The sequence below is a fragment of the Ilumatobacteraceae bacterium genome (assembly GCA_033344875.1).
Taxonomy (GTDB): Bacteria; Actinomycetota; Acidimicrobiia; order Acidimicrobiales; family Ilumatobacteraceae; genus Ilumatobacter.
Window position 1 is genome coordinate 3,663,586 of record JAWPMO010000001.1, and the last position, 17,208, is coordinate 3,680,793.

Consider the following 17,208-nt stretch of genomic DNA (forward strand, 5'->3'; position numbering starts at 1 on the left):
ACGCGTCAGAACTCGATCAGGCTCTGGCGGTAGTCGTCGGGCGCCTCGAAGCCGAGCAGGTTCAGCAGCGTGGCGGCGACGTTGGCGAGGCCGGCGTCGGCGACGGGTGCCATGTGGTACTCGCCGTCGTAGTTCGGGTCGTAGATCGCGAACGGCACCGGGCTGAGCGTGTGCGACGTCTTGACCGAGCGTTCGCCGTTCTGCTCGGTGTACATGATGTCGGCGTTGCCGTGGTCGGCGGTGAACACGAGGACCCCGTCGAGCTCCTCGATGACGGTCGTGAGCTCGGCGACGCACTCGTCGATCACGGCCATCGCCTCGACGGTGGCCTCGAGGTTGCCGGTGTGGCCGACCATGTCGCCGCTCGGGAAGTTGAGGCGTCCGAATCGGTACTCGCCGGATCGCAGCAGGTCGATCACCTCGGCGGTGATCTCGCGCACCTTCATCGCCGGGGTCTCGTCGAACTCGACGTTGTCGCTCGGGATCTCGACGTAGTGCTCGAGCGATCGGTCGATGTAGCCCGAACGATTGCCGTTCCAGAAGTAGGTGACGTGACCGAACTTCTGGGTCTCGCTCACGGCGAAGCTCCGTACGCCCTCGGCACACAGGTAGTGGCTCATCGTGCGCTCGATCTCGGGCGGATCGACCAGGAAGTTGGTCGGGACGTGCAGGTCGCCGTCGTACTCGAGCATCCCGGCGAAGTACACGTCAGGGCGATGGCCGTTGCCGTCGGAACGGTCGAAGTGCTCGAACTCGTCGTCGTCGTACGCCTGCGAGATCTCGATCGCCCGGTCGCCGCGGAAGTTGAACATGACCACGGCGTCGCCGTCGCGCATCGTGCCGACCGGGTTGCCGGCGTCGTCGACGACCACGAACTCGGCGAGGTTCTGGTCGCCGGTGCCGGCACCCGACTCATCGGCCTCTCGGTACATGGTCTCGACCGCGTCGGCGGCCGATGCGAACGGCCGTCCCTCACCGAACGTGTGGCACCGGTAGCCGCGCTCGACCATCGGCCAGTCGGCGCCGTAGCGGTCCATCGTGATCTTCATCCGACCGCCGCCCGAGGCGATCCGGAAGTTGCGTCTCTCGCCGGCGGCATTGATCTCGGCGAGCACCGACTCGGTGCGTTCGACGTAGCGGAGCGCCGAACGGACGTCGACGTCGCGGCCGTCGTGGAGGATGTGGACCGCCACGCTGGTGACACCGTCGTCGGCGGCGCGGCGGAGCAGGGCGTACAGGTGCCCGACGTTCGAGTGCACGTTGCCGTCGGAGTGGAGCCCGAGCAGGTGCATCGTGCCGCCGTGCCTCGAGTGTTCGACGACCTGTTTCCAGGTCTCGGTCTCGAAGATCGCCCCCGACTCGATGGCGCGATTGACCAACTTGGCGCCCTGGGCGAACACGCGGCCCGCACCGAGTGCGTTGTGACCGACCTCGCTGTTGCCCATGTCGTCGTCGGACGGCAACCCGACGGCGGGGCCGTGGGCGGCGAGTTCGGTGTAGAGCTCGCCGCCTTCGAGCGCGTCGAGTCTCGGTGTCTCGGCGACGGTCACGGCGTTGCTGGGCCCGGCGGGAGCCACGCCGACGCCGTCGGCGATGACCAGCAGCACCGGTCCGGGTCGGCCGGCGAACGACGGGAGCTTCGCGAGTTCGAGCGTCATGGCATCGAGTCTACGAACCGCTCACGGCCGCCGTTCCGATGTCGCCGAAGCGCACCTACGCTGCATGGATCGAGGTCATGTGATCGACGACGAGACAAGGAGTGGTCCATGGGACTGTTGAACAAGCGCAACATCGCGAAGGCCAAGGCGCTCGCGGAGAAGAACAAGGACAAGATCGCGTCCAGCGTCAACAAGGCGACCGACGCGATCGACAAGAAGACCGGCGGCAAGCACACCGACAAGCTGAAGAAGATCGACGACGCCGCCAAGAAGTTCGCCGGCGACGACGCGACGGCCGCCGACACGACGAACGACGCCACCGGCAACACCGGCACGAACGACGCCACCGGCACCAACTGAGCGCCGCTCGTCGGCGAGACCGCCCGGCCGTTCACGACGAACGGGCCGGGCGGCCGATGTGGGGGAGTGCTGATGATTCGGTCCCGAGCGTCGTGCGGATGGGACCGGTTCGTGCCGGGTCAGTCGAGCGGGCGGGCGTAGCCGCGGTCGAGCTGGACGAAGCCGGCTCGTTCCCAGAACGGATGCTCGTCGCTCCGGTCGGTCCCGCTCATCACCTGGACCCGTCGGCACCCGAGGTCGCGGGCCCGGCCGACGGCGTGATCGACCAACATCCCGGTCACCCCGCTGGTCCGGTACTCCTCCGCCACCCGGAGGAGCACGATCTGGGCGGTGCGTCCGCCGCGCTCGTGGAGTTGCCGGTAGGCGACGAGTTGCAGGACGGCCACGATCTGACGGTCGTACTCGGCGACGAGCAGGTAGTTGCCGTCCGTGCGGTCGATCTCGGCGAGTGCGTCGCGGTACGAGCCGTTGGTCGAGCCGTCCGGGCCGCTGTCGGCGCCGCTCGATCCGCGGAGCAGCGCGCCGAGCGCCGGGAGATCCGTTCCGACCGCGTCGCGGAAGTAGGCCTGCATCGTGGCTTCATTGTTCCACCTGGGCCCCGTACGATCGGATGATGGCCGGAGATCCGACGATCGAACCCGAACTCTTCGCGGCAGCCCGCATCGTGCAGGACAACGCCCACGTGCCCTACTCGCGTTTCCCGGTCGGAGCGGCACTGCGGACCCCGTCGGGTTCGGTGTTCGTCGGGTGCAACGTCGAGAACGCCGCCTACCCGGAAGGAACGTGCGCCGAGGCCGGAGCGATCGCGGCGATGGTGGCCGCCGGCGAACGACAGATCGAGGCGCTCGTGACCGTGTGCGAGGGCGAGGCGCTCGGCACCTGCTGCGGTGGGTGCCGGCAGAAGATCCGCGAGTTCGCCACCGACGGCACGATGGTCCACAACGCCGGGCCGGACGGCGTGCGCAAATCGTTCTCGATGGCGGAACTGTTGCCCGACTCGTTCGGCCCCGAGCACCTCTCCGGCTGATCCCCCTCGGCGCCGCCGCACTACCGTGCGCCCCGCATGAGAGATCTCACAGGGCAGGTCGTCTGGATCACCGGAGCCGGTACCGGCATCGGGGAGTCCGCCGCCAAGAAGCTCGCCGCCGCCGGATGTGTCCTGGTCGTGTCCGGTCGTCGACCCGAGCCGCTCGATGCGCTGGTCGCTGCGATCGGCGAGGCCGGTGGGTCCGCGTCCGCCGAGGTGCTCGACGTGTCCGACCGGTCAGCGGTCGCCGCGGTCGCCGAACGCATCGGGCACGTTCAGCCGGCGAAGAAGCCCCACATGCCGTTGGCGATCTCGACGTCGCCGAGGAGGTGTTCGTGGCCGTCGGCGTCGACGGCGACGACATCGGTGAACGTGCCCGTCGCGAGCCGGTTGTCGGTCGGGGAGACCTCGAGCGTGCCGCTCACGATGTTCCAGGTCTCGTCGACCAGGGGCTCGGGCTCGCCCTCCTCGATGACGTCGTCGCACCAGTTGGCCATCAGGTCGACGCCGAAGTGGATGGCGCCGTCGAGATCGGCCAGGTCGTACGCGCCGGCGACGGGACCCTGTTCCCAGTCGATGTCGACGAAGCCGACCACCATCGACACGGTCTGGCCGGCGTTCGCCGCCGCGAATCCGTAGCCGCACCCGTAGTCGTCGTCGAGGAAGGCGTCGAGGCTGTCCGTGACCTGCTCGAGGGCGATGAGTTCGTAGCCGAACTCCTCGTCGGCGATCGTCTCCTCGACGTCGATGTAGAGCGACGTGGGCGCCCCGGTCGCGTCGTAGGTGACCCGGATGTCGGCCGCGGTGCCGATCGCCGCGTCGATCTCGTCGAACCACTGCTCGATCGTGCGTGCCCAGTCGAGTCCGCCCGAGTCGACCGTGTGGCCGTCGATGGCCTCGACGGTCACCTCCTGTCGGTCGCAGTAGCAGCTCGGCGTGTACGTGTACCGGTACGAGGTCCAGTTCTGCGCCGTCCAGCGTTCGCGGGCGGCGGCGAGGTCGGCGCGCATCCGTTCGGCGTCGTACCTCGGGGTCTCCCCGGGCGTCGTGCTGGGCGTGGTGATGGGCGTCGTGATGGGTGTGGTGGGCGTGATGGTGGGCTCGGTCGGGTCGGTCGGTGCCGGGTCGATCGAGTTCGGCGCGGCCGGCGACCCACCGGTCGGGTCGGCCTCGCCGCAGGCGGCGAGTGCGAGGAGCGACACCAGGATGACGGAGATCGGCGAACGGCGCATGAGGGTTTGGACGTCGTCGGTCCCGGCGTGGTTCCCGGATGCGCCGACAGAATGCGCCGACAGAAGTTGAGTCATATCGACTCAGGTTTCCTGGCGGCCGCGTTGCCGACGGGATCGCCCCTCCCTAGACTTGAGTCCACTCAACGCAAGTTCTCCCCCGACCATCCGAAAGAGGAGCGTTTCACATGCCCAAGGCAGTCGGTATCGACCTCGGTACCACCAACTCCGTCGTCGCCGTGCTCGAAGCCGGCGAACCCGTCGTCATCCCCAACGCCGAGGGCGGCCGCACCACGCCGTCCGTCGTCGCGTTCTCGAAGGCCGGCGAGGTGCTGGTCGGCGAGGTCGCGAAGCGTCAGGCGATCACCAACCCCGATCGCACGTTCCGTTCGATCAAGCGCCACATGGGTGAGTCGTGGAAGTCCGACGACGTCGACGGCAAGACCTACACCCCCCAGGAGATCAGCGCTCGTACGCTCATGAAGCTCAAGCGCGACGCCGAGTCGTACCTGGGCGACACCGTCACGCAGGCCGTCATCACGGTCCCCGCGTACTTCGACGACGCCCAGCGCACCGCCACCAAGGAGGCCGGCACGATCGCCGGCCTCGAGGTGCTCCGGATCATCAACGAGCCCACCGCAGCCGCGCTCGCGTACGGGCTCGACAAGGGCGCCGAAGACGAGACCGTGCTCGTGTTCGACCTCGGCGGCGGCACGTTCGACGTGTCCGTGCTCGAGATCGGCGACGGCGTGTTCGAGGTCAAGTCGACCCACGGTGACACGAGCCTCGGCGGTGACGACTGGGACCAGCGCATCATCGACTGGCTCGTCCAGCAGTTCAAGAGCGCCCAGGGCGTCGATCTGTCCAACGACCGCATGGCGATGCAGCGCCTCAAGGAGGCCGCCGAGAAGGCCAAGATCGAGCTGAGCCAGACCCAGTCGACGCAGATCAACCTGCCGTTCATCACGGCCAACGCCGATGGGCCGCTCCACCTCGACGAGTCGCTCACGCGCTCGAAGTTCCAGGAGATGACCAGCGACCTCATGGAGCGCTGCCGGATCCCGTTCGAGCAAGCGCTCAAGGACGCCGGCGTCGAGAAGGGCGACCTGCACCACGTGATCCTCGTCGGCGGCTCCACCCGGATGCCCGCCGTCACCGAGTTGGTGCAGTCGATGACCGACAAGGAGCCCAACAAGACGGTCAACCCCGACGAGGTCGTCGCGGTCGGCGCCGCGGTCCAGGCCGGTGTGCTGCGCGGCGACGTCAAGGACGTCCTGCTGCTCGACGTGACTCCGCTCAGCCTCGGCATCGAGACCAAGGGTGGCGTCATGACCAAGTTGATCGAACGCAACACGACGATCCCGACCAAGCGCACCGAGGTGTTCACCACCGCCGAAGACATGCAGCCGTCGGTCGAGATCCACGTCATCCAGGGTGAGCGCGAGATGGCGAGCTACAACAAGACGCTCGGCAAGTTCCAGCTCGTCGATCTGCCGCCCGCCCCCCGCGGCGTGCCCCAGATCGAGGTCACGTTCGACATCGACGCCAACGGCATCGTGCACGTCGCGGCCAAGGACCGGGCCACCAACAAGGAGCAGTCGATGACCATCACCGGTCAGTCGACCCTCGACAAGGACTCCATCGATCAGATGGTCAAAGATGCCGAGGCCCACGCCGAAGAGGACAAGGCGCGGCGTGAAGAGGCCGAGATCCGCAACAACGCCGACTCGCTCGTCTACCAGACCGAGAAGGTGCTCAAGGATCAGGGCGAGAACGTGCCCGACGACGAGAAGGCGGCCGTCGAGGGCCCGCTGAGCGAGCTCAAGGAGGCGCTCGGCGGCAACGACACCGCGGCGATCAAGGAGGCCACGGAGAAGCTCATGTCGGCGAGCCAGGAGTTCAGCCAGAAGCTGTACGAGGCGGCAGCGCGTGATGCGAACGCCACCGGCACCTCGGCCAGCGGCCAGGGCGACGCTGCCGGGTCGGCCGGCGACGACGACATCGTCGACGCCGAGATCGTCGACGAGGGCGAGAGCGAGGAATCGTGAGCGACGTCCCGGGCGCCGTGCCCGGTGACGACGAGCGCGGCAGCGAAGTCGACGACTACACGGGCCAGGTCCCGCGGGTCGACCCCGACGACGCCGTCACCGACGACGAGGGCGCACAGCCGTCCGGTTTCGGTGACGGCGACGTCGCCGACGTCGACGACGATGACGTCGACGGCGAGTTCGACGCGCTGGTCGGTGACCTCGATCTCGACGGTTCGGCCGCGGAGATCGACATCGCGGCGGTGGTCGCCGAGCGCGACCAGTACAAAGACGCCGCGATGCGGTTGCAGGCCGACTTCGAGAACTTCCGCAAACGGAGCGCCAATCAGGCCGCCGGCGACGTCGACCGGGCGACCGGGCGGCTGGCCGAAGCGTTCCTGCCGGTGCTCGACGCCGCCGAGGCCGCCTACCTGCAGCATCCCGACGAGGTCGGACCGCTCCTCAACGTGCTGCTGGGTGAGCTCAAGAAGCACGGTCTCGAGGCACTCGATCTCGAGACCAAGCCGTTCGACCCCGAGGTGGCCGAAGCGGTCGCCCACGAACCCGGTGACGGCGGCGACGTCGTCGTGGCCGAGGTGCTCCGCAGCGGCTACACGTGGAAGGGCAGGACGCTCCGCCCCGCCATGGTCAGAACGAAGGACTGAAGCCCCGGGAACATGGATCCGCCCGGTGACCGCGACGCCGAGCGGAGCTCGGAGCGGTCAGGGTGGGCAGTTGGGACATCAAAGGAGGTGAACACGGATGAGCGCACAGCGCGAATGGTTCGAGAAGGACTACTACCAAGTGCTCGGCATCGCCGCCGACGCGTCGGCGAAGGAGATCACCAAGGCGTACCGCAAGCTCGCCCGTGAACTCCACCCCGACCAGAATCCCGGCGACGCCGCCGCCGAAGAACGCTTCAAGGCGGTGTCGTCCGCCTACGACGTCCTCGGCGACCCGGCCAAACGGGCCGAGTACGACGAGGTCCGACGGCTCGGTCCGATGGCCGGCGGTCGGCCGGGCGGCGGCCCCGGCGGTTTCTCGTTCAACGTCGGCGACATGCAGGGCGGCGACATCGGCGACCTGCTGGGCAACATGTTCGGGCGCGGGGCACGCCAGCCGGGTCACCGGGCGGCCGCACCGCAGCGCGGCGCCGACCTGACGGCGCAACTCACCCTCGACTTCGCCGATGCGGCGACGGGTCTCACGACCACGTTGCACCTCACCAGCGACGCGCAGTGCTCGACCTGCGACGGGTCGGGCGCCAAGCCGGGCACACAGCCGTCCCGATGCGGGGTGTGCGGCGGCCGTGGTGTGCTCGACGACAACCAGGGCATGTTCTCGTTCTCCACGCCGTGTCGCAACTGCCAGGGCACCGGATCGGTGATCACCGATCCGTGTCCGACCTGTCGCGGCAGCGGTGTCGAACGTCGCCCCCGTGAGGTCAAGGTCCGGATCCCCGCCGGGGTCAAGGACGGGCAGACCATCCGTCTCGGCGGACGCGGCGCGCCCGGACGGAACGGGGGCCCCGCCGGCGACCTCCTCGTCGAGGTCGCGGTCCAGGCGCACGAGCGTTTCGGCCGATCCGGCGACAACCTCACGGTGCACGTGCCGGTCACCTTCCCCGAGGCCGCCCTCGGCGCGGAGATCGATGTGCCGACGCTCGACGGCCCCACCGTCAAACTCCGCATCAAGCCCGGCACCCAGAGCGGCTCGCGGCATCGGGTGAAGGGCAGGGGCATCACCACGCAGTCCAAACGCTCCGGCACCTCGACCGGCGACCTCATCGTCACCATCGACGTCATGGTGCCCACCGAACTCACCGACGCCGAACGCGAGGCGATCGAGCAACTCGCCGCCGCGGCTACGGTGGAGACGAGGAACGTAACATCATGAGCCCACGGTCACGAACCCACGCGGTCTACGTCATCTCGGTCGCTGCCGAGCTGGCCGGCATGCACCCGCAGACGTTGCGCATCTACGAGCGGCGTGGCCTCGTGCAGCCGGCACGCACGCAGGGCGGCAACCGACGCTACAGCGACGCCGACATCGAGCGCCTCCAACGGATCTCCGATCTGGCCGAACAGGGGATGAACCTCGAAGGCATCCGGCGCGTCATGGAACTCGAGTACGAGAACAGCCGGCTCCGTGCCGAACTCGCCGAGGCCAAGGCCGCCGCGACGAGCGCGCGTTCCGAAGCCGAACGTCGGCAGCGTCGAGATCTCGTGCCGCTGCGACAGGCGATCGCCGTGTTCGGCGAGCGCCCCGGGTTCCTCGACGATTGATCGCGTCGTTCCGGCGCGTTCCTCGCTGCCGGAGCCGCGGGATCGTTGCGTTGCGGGCGGTCCGGTGCGCTGCGTCCTGACGCTGGGAGTGGCACACTGAGCACGTGAGGTCACAGGCCGTTCCGTGGCAACGGGTGCTGTCGGTGGTGGTCGCGGTCGTCATCGGGCTGACCGGTGTGATCGTGGCCGTTCGTGCCGACGGCTTTCCCGCGCTCGACGCCACCGTGCCGCGCGCCACCCGGTGGTTCGTCGACCAGAGCGACGGGCGCATCGTGCTCGCCGACGGATTCTCGGGCCGCGCCCTCGCCCGGCTCAACACCACGGGGGACGGGCAAGTCCTCGAAGTCGCCCAGAGCGCGAGCGGCGTCGTCATCGTCGACCGGTCGGCGGCGACCGCGCGAACGATCGATGCGTCGGCGCTGCGGCTCGGGCCACCCCAGTCGATCGGACTCGTCGCCGAGCCGACGACGATCGTCGGCGTCAGCCAGGCGGGGCTCGTCGCTGTCGACCCCGCCTCGGCCCAGGGGCTCCTGCTCCCTCCGGGTGGCGACCCGCTCCCGTTCGAGATCGACGCCGGCGGAGCAGGTGACGCCACCAGGATCGCACCCGACGGGGCGGTGTGGACGATCGCGGCCGGCCGCCTGTCGCGAATCACCACGACGGGGCGTCAGACCATCGTCGGCGGCCTGTCCGACGCTCGCTTCAGTCTCGTCGGTGGCACCCCGCTGATCCTCGACGCCGGACGAGGCCGCGTCCGGTTCGGTACCGGCGCGTGGATCGACATGCCCGCCGACGTCGCGATCGACGAACTCGTCGTACAGATCCCGGGCCCCACCGCACCCTGCGGGTGGATCGGTGGCGACGACCGACTGTGGTGCGTGGGCGATGACGGCTTCGACGAGTCGGTGACGATCGACGGACTCGACATCGACGGTGCCGACTCGTTCGCGATCGCCGGCGACGCGGCAGCGCTCGTTCGCCGCTCGCCGTCGGAGATCGTGCGGCTCGACTGGCGCGACGGCACCATCGAGGACGCCGTCGTCGCCGATCCGGCACCCGGCGCCTCGCTCGAGGTCGCCGCCTCCACCGACCTCGTCTGGATCGACGAGGTCAACGGCGGCGTCGTCTGGGCCGTCAACCCGTGGGGTATCACCGCGATCCGCAAAGACGATCAGGCAACCCCACTGCTCGGCGAAGCCGGCGAGCTGCTCGAGGAGGGTGCCGGAGGTCAGGTGCCGAGCGTGCGCGGCGGCGAAGACCGCACCGGCGATGCCGATCGCGAACCCGACGACAACGGCATCGACGACCCCCCGGTCGCGGTCGACGACCCCGTGACCGCTCGCTCGGGCACCAGCGTGCCGATCGCGGTGACCGCCAACGACTACGACCCCGACGGTGAAGCGATCGCGCTGTTCCGTGTCGACCGGCCGGGCTTCGGCAAGGTCGAGATCGCCAACGCCACGACGGTGCTGTATCAACCCGAGCCGGGATTCGTCGGCCTCGACGAGTTCACGTACACCATCGTCGATGGCGACGGCACCGAAGCCACCGCAACGGTCAATATCGAGCTGCTCCCGGTCGACGCTCCCAACCAGGCCCCGATCGGTGCCCCCGACGTCACCGAGACCGGACCGGACGCGGCGGTGATCATCGACGTCCTGCTCAACGACATCGACCCCGAGCGAGACGCGCTCAGGGTGGCGTCGTTCACACCTCCCGATGTCGGCGGCACGATCACCGAGACCAACGCGCCGTCGGGGCTCCCCGGATTGCTGTACCGACCACCGGCGGGCGCGTCCGGAACGGCGACGTTCACGTACCGCCCCGTCGACACGTTCGGAGCGGTCGGCGAGCCGGTCGCGGTTCGCGTCGACATCGCCCAGCCGACCGACGACAATCGGCCACCGATCGTCAAACCGGACGCGGTGCGTGTCCGGCGCGACATCGCGGTCACGCTGCCCGTGCTCGCGAACGACCGCGACCCCGACGGCGATCGCCTGAGCCTCAGCCTCGTCCAGCCGATGCCGCCCGGGATCGACGTCCGGGTGCGGGGCAACGAACTGGAGATCATCGCTCGTGCCGGGGCTGCCGAACTCTCACCGTTCTTCTACTCGGTCGACGACGGGTTCGGTCACGTGGTCAACGGGTCGGTGCTCGTCGCCCTCATCGCCGATCTCGAACCGAATCGCCCGCCGATCGCGAACGCCGACACCGCGTCGGCGGTGGTCGGTAGGACCCAGGTGATCGACGTCCTCGCGAACGACAGCGACCCGGACAGCGACCGGGTGATCCTGGTCAGCGTCGAGCGCGACGCTGACGTGCCGAACGCCGGGGCGATCGCCGTCCAGGGGTCTGCGGTTCTGTACACGGCGGCGCCGATCGCGACCGACGACGACATCGCGATCGACCGATTCACGTACACGATCACCGACGGCAACGGAGGAACGGCGGTGGGCGAGGTCAGTGTCCGCGTGCTCCCGGAGGCGATCGCTGCGCCGCCGTTCGCGCAGGACGACGCGGCGACGACCGACGTCGACGTGCCGGTCACGCTCGACGTGCTCCGTAACGACGGCGACCCGTCGGGCGAGCGTCCGACGATCGTCGGCAGCCCCGGCTGCGCCGGCGGTGGTCGAGCCGTCGTCACCGCCGACGGTCGGGTGACCTTCACGCCGCCGGCTGGTCGGGCCGGGGTGTTCAGCTGCACCTACGAGGTAGGGAACACCCAGGGACTTCGGGATGATGCGACGATCGTCGTCAGCGTGCTCGAGCCGGAGATCACGAATGCCGCTCCGGTGGTCAACGACGAGGACGTCACGATCGTGATCGGCACGACGACCACCGTCGACGTGCTCGCCAACGACAGTGACCCGGACGGACCGCGGTCGGAACTCCGGGTGCTGTCGAGCACTCGACCGACGCTCGGTACCGCCACGCGAACGGGTAGCCGGATCGAGTTCACCGCCGGACCGGTGACCGGGTTCACCACCATCACCTACCAGGTCGGCGACGCGACGACCGGCGTGACGACCGGCCGGCTGGTGTTCCGCATCGTGGAGCCCGACCCCGTTGCCCCGTTCGCCAACGACGACGCCAGAACCATCACCGGTCCCGCCGTCCCGACCACGCTGGCGGTGCTCTCCAACGACGGCGACCCGGATGGCGACGTCGGTGACCTCCGCGTCACGAACGCCATCGTGGTCGCCGGTACGGGCACGGTGACCTTCGACGATGCGTCGGTCACGATCACCACCGAGCCGGACTACGTGGGTGAGGTGGTGGTGCGCTACTCGATCGTCGACGACGACGACCTCGTCGCGAGCGCGCGTGTCGTCCTCACGGTGCTCGAAGAACCCAACCGTCCCCCGGTCGCCGGCGACGATGCGGCGACGGTGCCGAACGGCGGCACGATCTCGATCCCGATCGCGCTGAACGACATCGACCTCGATGGTGACCCGCTCGACTTCTCGATCGTGAGCGCTCCCAACTCGGCGTTGGGTACGGCCCGTCTGGAGTCGGGCGCGCTGGTCTTCGTGGCGGTTCCCGACGCCAGCGGTACCGCCACCGTCGTGTACCGAGTCGACGACGGCGAGGCGACCGACGACGCGACGGTCACGATCACGGTGCTGCCGTGTACCCAATCGCGCCCGACGGCGCCCGATCTCTTCTTCCAGACCGGGTATCAGCAGCCGATCGCGATCGATCTCACGGCGACCGCCGGCAACGGGACGGTCGTCGACGTCGGGGCGCCGCTGTCCGCACCGAGCGGCGTCTACACACCGCCGGCCGGCGAGAACGGCAACATCACGTTCAACTACGCGGTACGGAACTCGTGTCGGATCCAGGCGGTCGGGACCGTCGTGATCGATGTCAACCAGGACCCGCTGGCGACGTCGTACCAGACGGCGATCGGGCGTCGCGAGCAGGTCGTGATCCCGGTCTCGGCGCTGGCATCCGACGCCGAACCCCTGGCCATCGTCGGTTGGGAGAACCTCCCCGAGTGGATCACCGTCGTCGAGGAGCAGCGCGCGCTGTTCGTCGACCCGGCCGGCCGCAGCGGCCGCATCGAGATGACGATCATCGTGGCGGACCCCGGGGGGCTCCAGGCTCGGGTACCCGTCGTGATCGACCTGGTGAATCTGGCACCGGTCGCACAGCCGGATGCCGTGGCGATCACCAACGACCCGGTCGTCGTGTCGCCGCTCGCCAACGACTCCGATCCCGACGGTGACCCGATCAGCCTCGGTGCGGTGCCGGCGAACCTGGTCTTCTCGAACGGCGAGGCCGGCACGATCCAGCAGCTCGCCAACGGTCAGCTCCGCATCGATGCCGCGAGCGGGCTCGGTGTCGCGACGTTCCAGTACACGATCGTCGACTCGCTCGGACTGACGTCGTCGCCGGCGACCGTGACGGTCACCGTGAACCGTTCTCCCGTGGCGCCCACGGTCGAGATCGAGCTCGATGCCGGGACGAGCGTCACGGTGCCGGTGCCTGCGACGGATGCCGAAGGCGGTCCGTTGACGCTCGCGATCATCGGCGACCCGACGCCCCTCACCATCACGGTCGCCGGGCTCTCGGTGACCGTCTCGGCGCCACTGGTCGCCGCCGGGCGGCAGTTCTCGGTCGGGTACCGCGTGACCGACCCGCAGGGTGCGACCGCAACGGGGACGCTCGACATCTCCGTGGAGCTGCCGGTACCGACCACCACGACGACGACCACCACCACGACGACCACCACCACGACGACGACCACCACGACGACCACCACCGTTGCGCCGACGACCACCACGACCACCACCGTTGCGCCGACGACCTCGACGACCTCGACCACGTCGACCACGACACCGACCACGGTGCCGTAGGTCCGGCAGGGCCGGCGTCAGCGGCGGCGGATCTTGAGGGGGTGATCGGCCGAGGTCAGGCAGCGGCCGGTGTCGCAGTCGAACTTCCAACCGTGGAGCGTGCAGACGAGCACGTCGCCGCGACGGCCCGAATCGATCTCGCCGAACACCGTGAGGTCGGCGTTGCGGTGCGGGCAACGGCGCTGCACGACGTAGTCGCCGAGTTCGATCTCGGCCTCGGTCTCGGTCGGCGGGTCGAGCTTGCGGATCGCCTCGGCCTCGGTGCGGCGCATTCGTTCGACCGACAGCGACTTGAAGAAGTTGTAGAGGTACTCGTTGAAGTCGCCCGCGCGCCAACCGGTCCACCGACAGGAGAGGAACAGCGAGTTCGACCAGTCGACCGCCCGATCGGCTGCGACCTGCTCGACGAGCGGTCGTGGGATGTCGAACCGGAACGCGTACGGTTCGCCGTCGAACGGCCGGACCTGTGCGTTGGGGAAGTCGATGACTATCTCGAGGTCCCCGGCGCGGAACAGACAGTTGGCGCCGACCGCGTCGCACAGCGTCGGCGCCATGCGGAGGAGGGGCTCCCACCACGCGGCCAGGGTCGACAGCAGGTCGGTCGATGCGCTCGGCCACGACGCCTTCATGTCGTCGAGCCACGGCATCCAATCGGCTTGGTAGTCGCGTAGGTACGTCCGCTTGTCGTCGAAGATCGCAGCGACCTCGGGCTCGGCGACCGGGTGCCGGGTCGTGATCCCGTCAGGACCGACCTCGAACTCGGTGCCGGGGATGGCGAGTTCGCCACGCCGGCCGCGGTCGGCGAGCAGTTCGAGGAACGCCCGCTGGTCGGGGAAGATCGACATCTCGTCGCCGTCGATCACGTTGAGATGCCACAGGTCCGGGTCGAGGAATGCGGGTGGGCCGGCGCTCGGGACGACCGCTCGGGCGTCGATCGCCTCGACGTACTTCATCGCCCGCGTGAACTGGCTGTCGACCTTGGCTTCGCACAATCGCCGCTTCTCGTCGTCGGGCATGTCGTACACCATCGGGTACCAGATCGCTCCTGAGTACTGGAGCCAGTGCAGGTCGACCGGGCCGTGGGAACGGAGCGCGTCGAGATCGGTGGTCCGACAGTCGTTCTGGTTCACGAGTCGGGACGTCCCGTCGGAGACCATCATCGCCGAGTCGCCACCGGGGCCGTCGGTGATCGACACCTCGGTGTGGATCGCGATCGTCAGACCGGGAGCGATCTCCAGTTCCTCGCCGTCGACGGTCGGCACGAACTCGGTGAACCCGAGCCGACCCAGCGTCCGCCGCTGCTCGCGCGTGGGATAGCCGGGAAGGAGGATCGGGATGTCACGCCGAAGGTGCTCGCGCAGCCACGGCTCGTCGTGGTGGTCGGCGTGCAGATGCGTGACGTACAGGAAATCGGCCTGCTCGATCCGTTCGAGGAGGTCGTCGCTCAGTTGGTCGTTCCGAGGGAAGACGAACCACGAGCCGAAGAATGCGGGGAGGAACCACGGGTCGCACAGGATCGAGCCGCTGTCGGTCTCGACGAGCATTCCAGCGTGTCCGATCGACGTGGCGCGCATGGCTGCGAGGGTATCGGCGTCGAGGAAATGTCAGGTCAGCTGCTCCACGCTAAACGGGAGCGACATGCTGGCCGATACGGCCGGGTACGTCCCGGGTCGATCGGCGAGGCCGGGATCAGGCGACGGGCGGGTCGGTGTACTGCTGACCCGCCCGGGAGACGTGCTCGGTCCACTGGGTGCCGTCCCAGTACCGGAGCTCGAATCGTGACGACGGATCGGCGTACCAGCCGGCGGGTGCGGCACCTGCGCCGGCCGCGGCGCCACCGAGCTCGGTCGGTGCAGTTTCGGCCGCCGGCTCGTCGGCCACCGTGAAGTGGTCGCCGGTGTCGTCGCCCGAGACGGGTTCGTCGGCGGCGGTCGTGGAGACGCCGGCGGCCCACCCCGGTGTCTCGGCGACGGGGTCGCTGGGCGTGTCGGCAGGCTCGTCGGCCGGTGCCGAGTCGGCCCCGGTGTCGATCGGGGTCGGGGTGGCGGCGACGACGGGCATGTCGCGCTGGTTGGAGTGGCCGGTGCCATCGGCATCGCGCGACAGGTACGCGGTGACCGAGCTCCCGGTCGGCACGATCGCGACCACGGTCCACCCGGCCCGCGACTGTTCGGTGAGCTGGTCGGCGAGCGTACCTGCCTCGTAGGACGACACGCTGATCGAGGAGTATTCCTGCATAGGTGGTCACCCTAGTTCGTGCTGCGCATCGTTACTCGGTGCCCCCGTGGCCGCTCTCGCCGACGGTCCGTCGGCGAGGTGTCGACGAGGTGTCGACGAGGTGTCGACGAGGTGTCGAGGGGTGTGAATGGGTCCTTCGTCACGAGTTGACGACGTTGCTGCCATCTGGACGCTTCGGTCGCACATACTGGACGGATGGTCGACACCATGCAGAATCTGACGGCGCTGTTGGCGATCGTCGCGGGGGTCGGCTCCGTGCTGATCCTGGTCGCCCGCGTGCTGGCACCCCGGGTACCCGCTGCGGCGGCGGCCGGGAGGGCCGTCGTGGCGATGCGAGCGCCGTTGACGTTCGCGGTCGCAGCCGTGGCGACCGCCGGGAGCCTCTACTTCTCCGAGAGCGCCGGCTACATCCCGTGCCGGCTGTGCTGGTTCCAGCGGATCGCCATGTACCCGATCGCCGTCGTCGCCCTGGTCGCGTTGCTCCGCCGGGACCGCGCCGCTCGCTGGTACATCCTGCCGCTGGGAACCATCGGGGCTGCCGTGTCGACCTACCACGTCATGATCGAGTGGGGCTGGTTGAACGACTCGGAGTCGTGTGCCCTGTTCGGTCCGTCGTGTGCCGATGTCTGGTTCGAAGCGTTCGGCTTCGTGACGTTGGCGTTGATGGCACTCGCTGGTTTCGTGTCCATCATCGTGCTCAACACCGTGTCGTTCGACTCGGTCGACCCCGAGGAGATCCCGTGAACCTTTCCCGCCGCATCATCACGATCGGGCTGACCGGTGCACTGGCGCTGACCGCGTGCGGGGGCGACGACGACGGTGCGTCGGCGACGAACCCGCCGGCAGCCACCGACGACACGGCCACCGACGACACGACCACCGACGACACGGCCACCGACGACACGGCCACCGACGACTCGGCCGGTCCGGGTGACCCCGGCGATCCGGTGCCCACGATCGCTCCCGATCTGCCCGAGGAGTTCCTCGAAGGTGTCGGCCCGCTCGCGGTCGTCGGCGATCCACTGCCGCCGTACCCCGAGGGCGGTGACGATCCGGCGATCGGGATGACGGCGCCGGTCCTGGTCGGCGAGACGTTCGACGGTGAGCCCGTCCGCATCGACGCAGCCGTCGACGGACCGACCTGGGTGGTGTTCCTGGCCCACTGGTGCCCGCACTGCAACGACGAGATCCCGGTGATCAACCAGCTCCGCGACGAGGGACGTATCCCCGATGGCGTCAATGTCGTCGGGGTGAGCACGGCGTTCAACCCGGGTCGGCCGAACTGGCCTCCGGGCGAATGGCTCGACGATCTGGACTGGACCTTCCCGGCGATCCCCGACGGCATCGACACCGAGCGCGAGACCTACATCGCGGCGGCCGACTTCGGTATCGGCGGGTTCCCGTTCTCGATGCTCGTCGACGGTGACGGCACGGTGACCGCCCGCTGGTCGGGCGGGAGGCCGATCGACGAGCTCGAGTCGCTCGTGACGAGCAACCTCACCATCGGCTGACGCCCGACCGACAC

Annotated in this window: 14 protein-coding genes; 9 read left to right on the top strand and 5 right to left on the bottom strand. The window is 68.9% G+C overall.

Annotation, left to right across the window (positions count from 1 at the left end; translation table 11 throughout):
* Window positions 1-5: 5 nt before the first annotated feature.
* Window positions 6-1,658, bottom strand: a complete 1,653-nt coding sequence (gene gpmI, locus R8G01_17290) for a 2,3-bisphosphoglycerate-independent phosphoglycerate mutase (GenBank protein MDW3215757.1) — start codon at window positions 1,656-1,658, stop codon at window positions 6-8.
* 108 nt (window positions 1,659-1,766) lie between these two features.
* Between gpmI and R8G01_17295 the strand changes: the two genes are divergently transcribed.
* The gene (locus R8G01_17295; protein ID MDW3215758.1) at window positions 1,767-2,018 is read left to right on the top strand and encodes an antitoxin; all 252 of its coding nucleotides are present in this window, start codon (window positions 1,767-1,769) and stop codon (window positions 2,016-2,018) included.
* Window positions 2,019-2,137: 119 nt separating this feature from the next.
* On the opposite strand, the gene R8G01_17300 is transcribed toward R8G01_17295, so the two are convergent.
* Window positions 2,138-2,590 carry a GNAT family N-acetyltransferase gene (locus tag R8G01_17300; protein ID MDW3215759.1) on the bottom strand — a complete coding sequence of 151 codons (453 nt, stop codon included), beginning with the start codon at window positions 2,588-2,590 and terminating at the stop codon, window positions 2,138-2,140.
* Window positions 2,591-2,631: 41 nt separating this feature from the next.
* On the opposite strand from R8G01_17300, the gene R8G01_17305 reads away from it, so the two are divergent.
* A complete protein-coding gene (locus tag R8G01_17305; protein ID MDW3215760.1) occupies window positions 2,632-3,045 on the top strand; it encodes a cytidine deaminase in 414 nt (137 codons plus the stop codon).
* Between the two features lie 275 nt (window positions 3,046-3,320).
* On the opposite strand, the gene R8G01_17310 is transcribed toward R8G01_17305, so the two are convergent.
* Window positions 3,321-4,352, bottom strand: coding sequence for a DUF6174 domain-containing protein (locus R8G01_17310; GenBank protein ID MDW3215761.1), 1,032 nt, complete (start codon window positions 4,350-4,352; stop codon window positions 3,321-3,323).
* 110 nt (window positions 4,353-4,462) lie between these two features.
* On the opposite strand from R8G01_17310, the gene dnaK reads away from it, so the two are divergent.
* The 5 genes from dnaK (at window position 4,463) to R8G01_17335 (ending at window position 13,445) form a co-directional block, all read left to right on the top strand.
* Window positions 4,463-6,322, top strand: coding sequence for a molecular chaperone DnaK (gene dnaK, locus R8G01_17315; GenBank protein MDW3215762.1), 1,860 nt, complete (start codon window positions 4,463-4,465; stop codon window positions 6,320-6,322).
* Window positions 6,319-6,966, top strand: coding sequence for a nucleotide exchange factor GrpE (locus R8G01_17320; GenBank protein MDW3215763.1), 648 nt, complete (start codon window positions 6,319-6,321; stop codon window positions 6,964-6,966). Before dnaK ends, R8G01_17320 begins: the two co-directional genes overlap by 4 nt.
* Window positions 6,967-7,063: 97 nt before the next feature.
* Window positions 7,064-8,197: a molecular chaperone DnaJ gene (dnaJ, locus tag R8G01_17325; GenBank protein ID MDW3215764.1), complete on the top strand. Its 1,134-nt coding sequence runs from the start codon at window positions 7,064-7,066 to the stop codon at window positions 8,195-8,197.
* On the top strand, window positions 8,194-8,586 hold the full coding sequence (locus tag R8G01_17330; GenBank protein MDW3215765.1) for a MerR family transcriptional regulator: 393 nt from the start codon (window positions 8,194-8,196) through the stop codon (window positions 8,584-8,586). Before dnaJ ends, R8G01_17330 begins: the two co-directional genes overlap by 4 nt.
* A 104-nt stretch (window positions 8,587-8,690) precedes the next feature.
* Window positions 8,691-13,445: an Ig-like domain-containing protein gene (locus R8G01_17335; protein MDW3215766.1), complete on the top strand. Its 4,755-nt coding sequence runs from the start codon at window positions 8,691-8,693 to the stop codon at window positions 13,443-13,445.
* Between the two features lie 17 nt (window positions 13,446-13,462).
* Here the strand turns inward: R8G01_17335 and R8G01_17340 are convergent, their stop codons facing one another.
* Window positions 13,463-15,019 (bottom strand): Rieske 2Fe-2S domain-containing protein, encoded by a 1,557-nt coding sequence (locus tag R8G01_17340; GenBank protein MDW3215767.1) that lies wholly within the window; start codon window positions 15,017-15,019, stop codon window positions 13,463-13,465.
* Window positions 15,020-15,134: 115 nt separating this feature from the next.
* Window positions 15,135-15,683 carry a DUF2510 domain-containing protein gene (locus tag R8G01_17345; protein ID MDW3215768.1) on the bottom strand — a complete coding sequence of 183 codons (549 nt, stop codon included), beginning with the start codon at window positions 15,681-15,683 and terminating at the stop codon, window positions 15,135-15,137.
* A gap of 207 nt (window positions 15,684-15,890) precedes the next feature.
* Between R8G01_17345 and R8G01_17350 the strand changes: the two genes are divergently transcribed.
* Together R8G01_17350 and R8G01_17355 are read left to right on the top strand one after the other, a co-directional pair.
* Window positions 15,891-16,427 carry a disulfide bond formation protein B gene (locus tag R8G01_17350; protein MDW3215769.1) on the top strand — a complete coding sequence of 179 codons (537 nt, stop codon included), beginning with the start codon at window positions 15,891-15,893 and terminating at the stop codon, window positions 16,425-16,427.
* Window positions 16,424-17,194 carry a TlpA disulfide reductase family protein gene (locus R8G01_17355; GenBank protein MDW3215770.1) on the top strand — a complete coding sequence of 257 codons (771 nt, stop codon included), beginning with the start codon at window positions 16,424-16,426 and terminating at the stop codon, window positions 17,192-17,194. Before R8G01_17350 ends, R8G01_17355 begins: the two co-directional genes overlap by 4 nt.
* Window positions 17,195-17,208 lie beyond the last annotated feature (14 nt).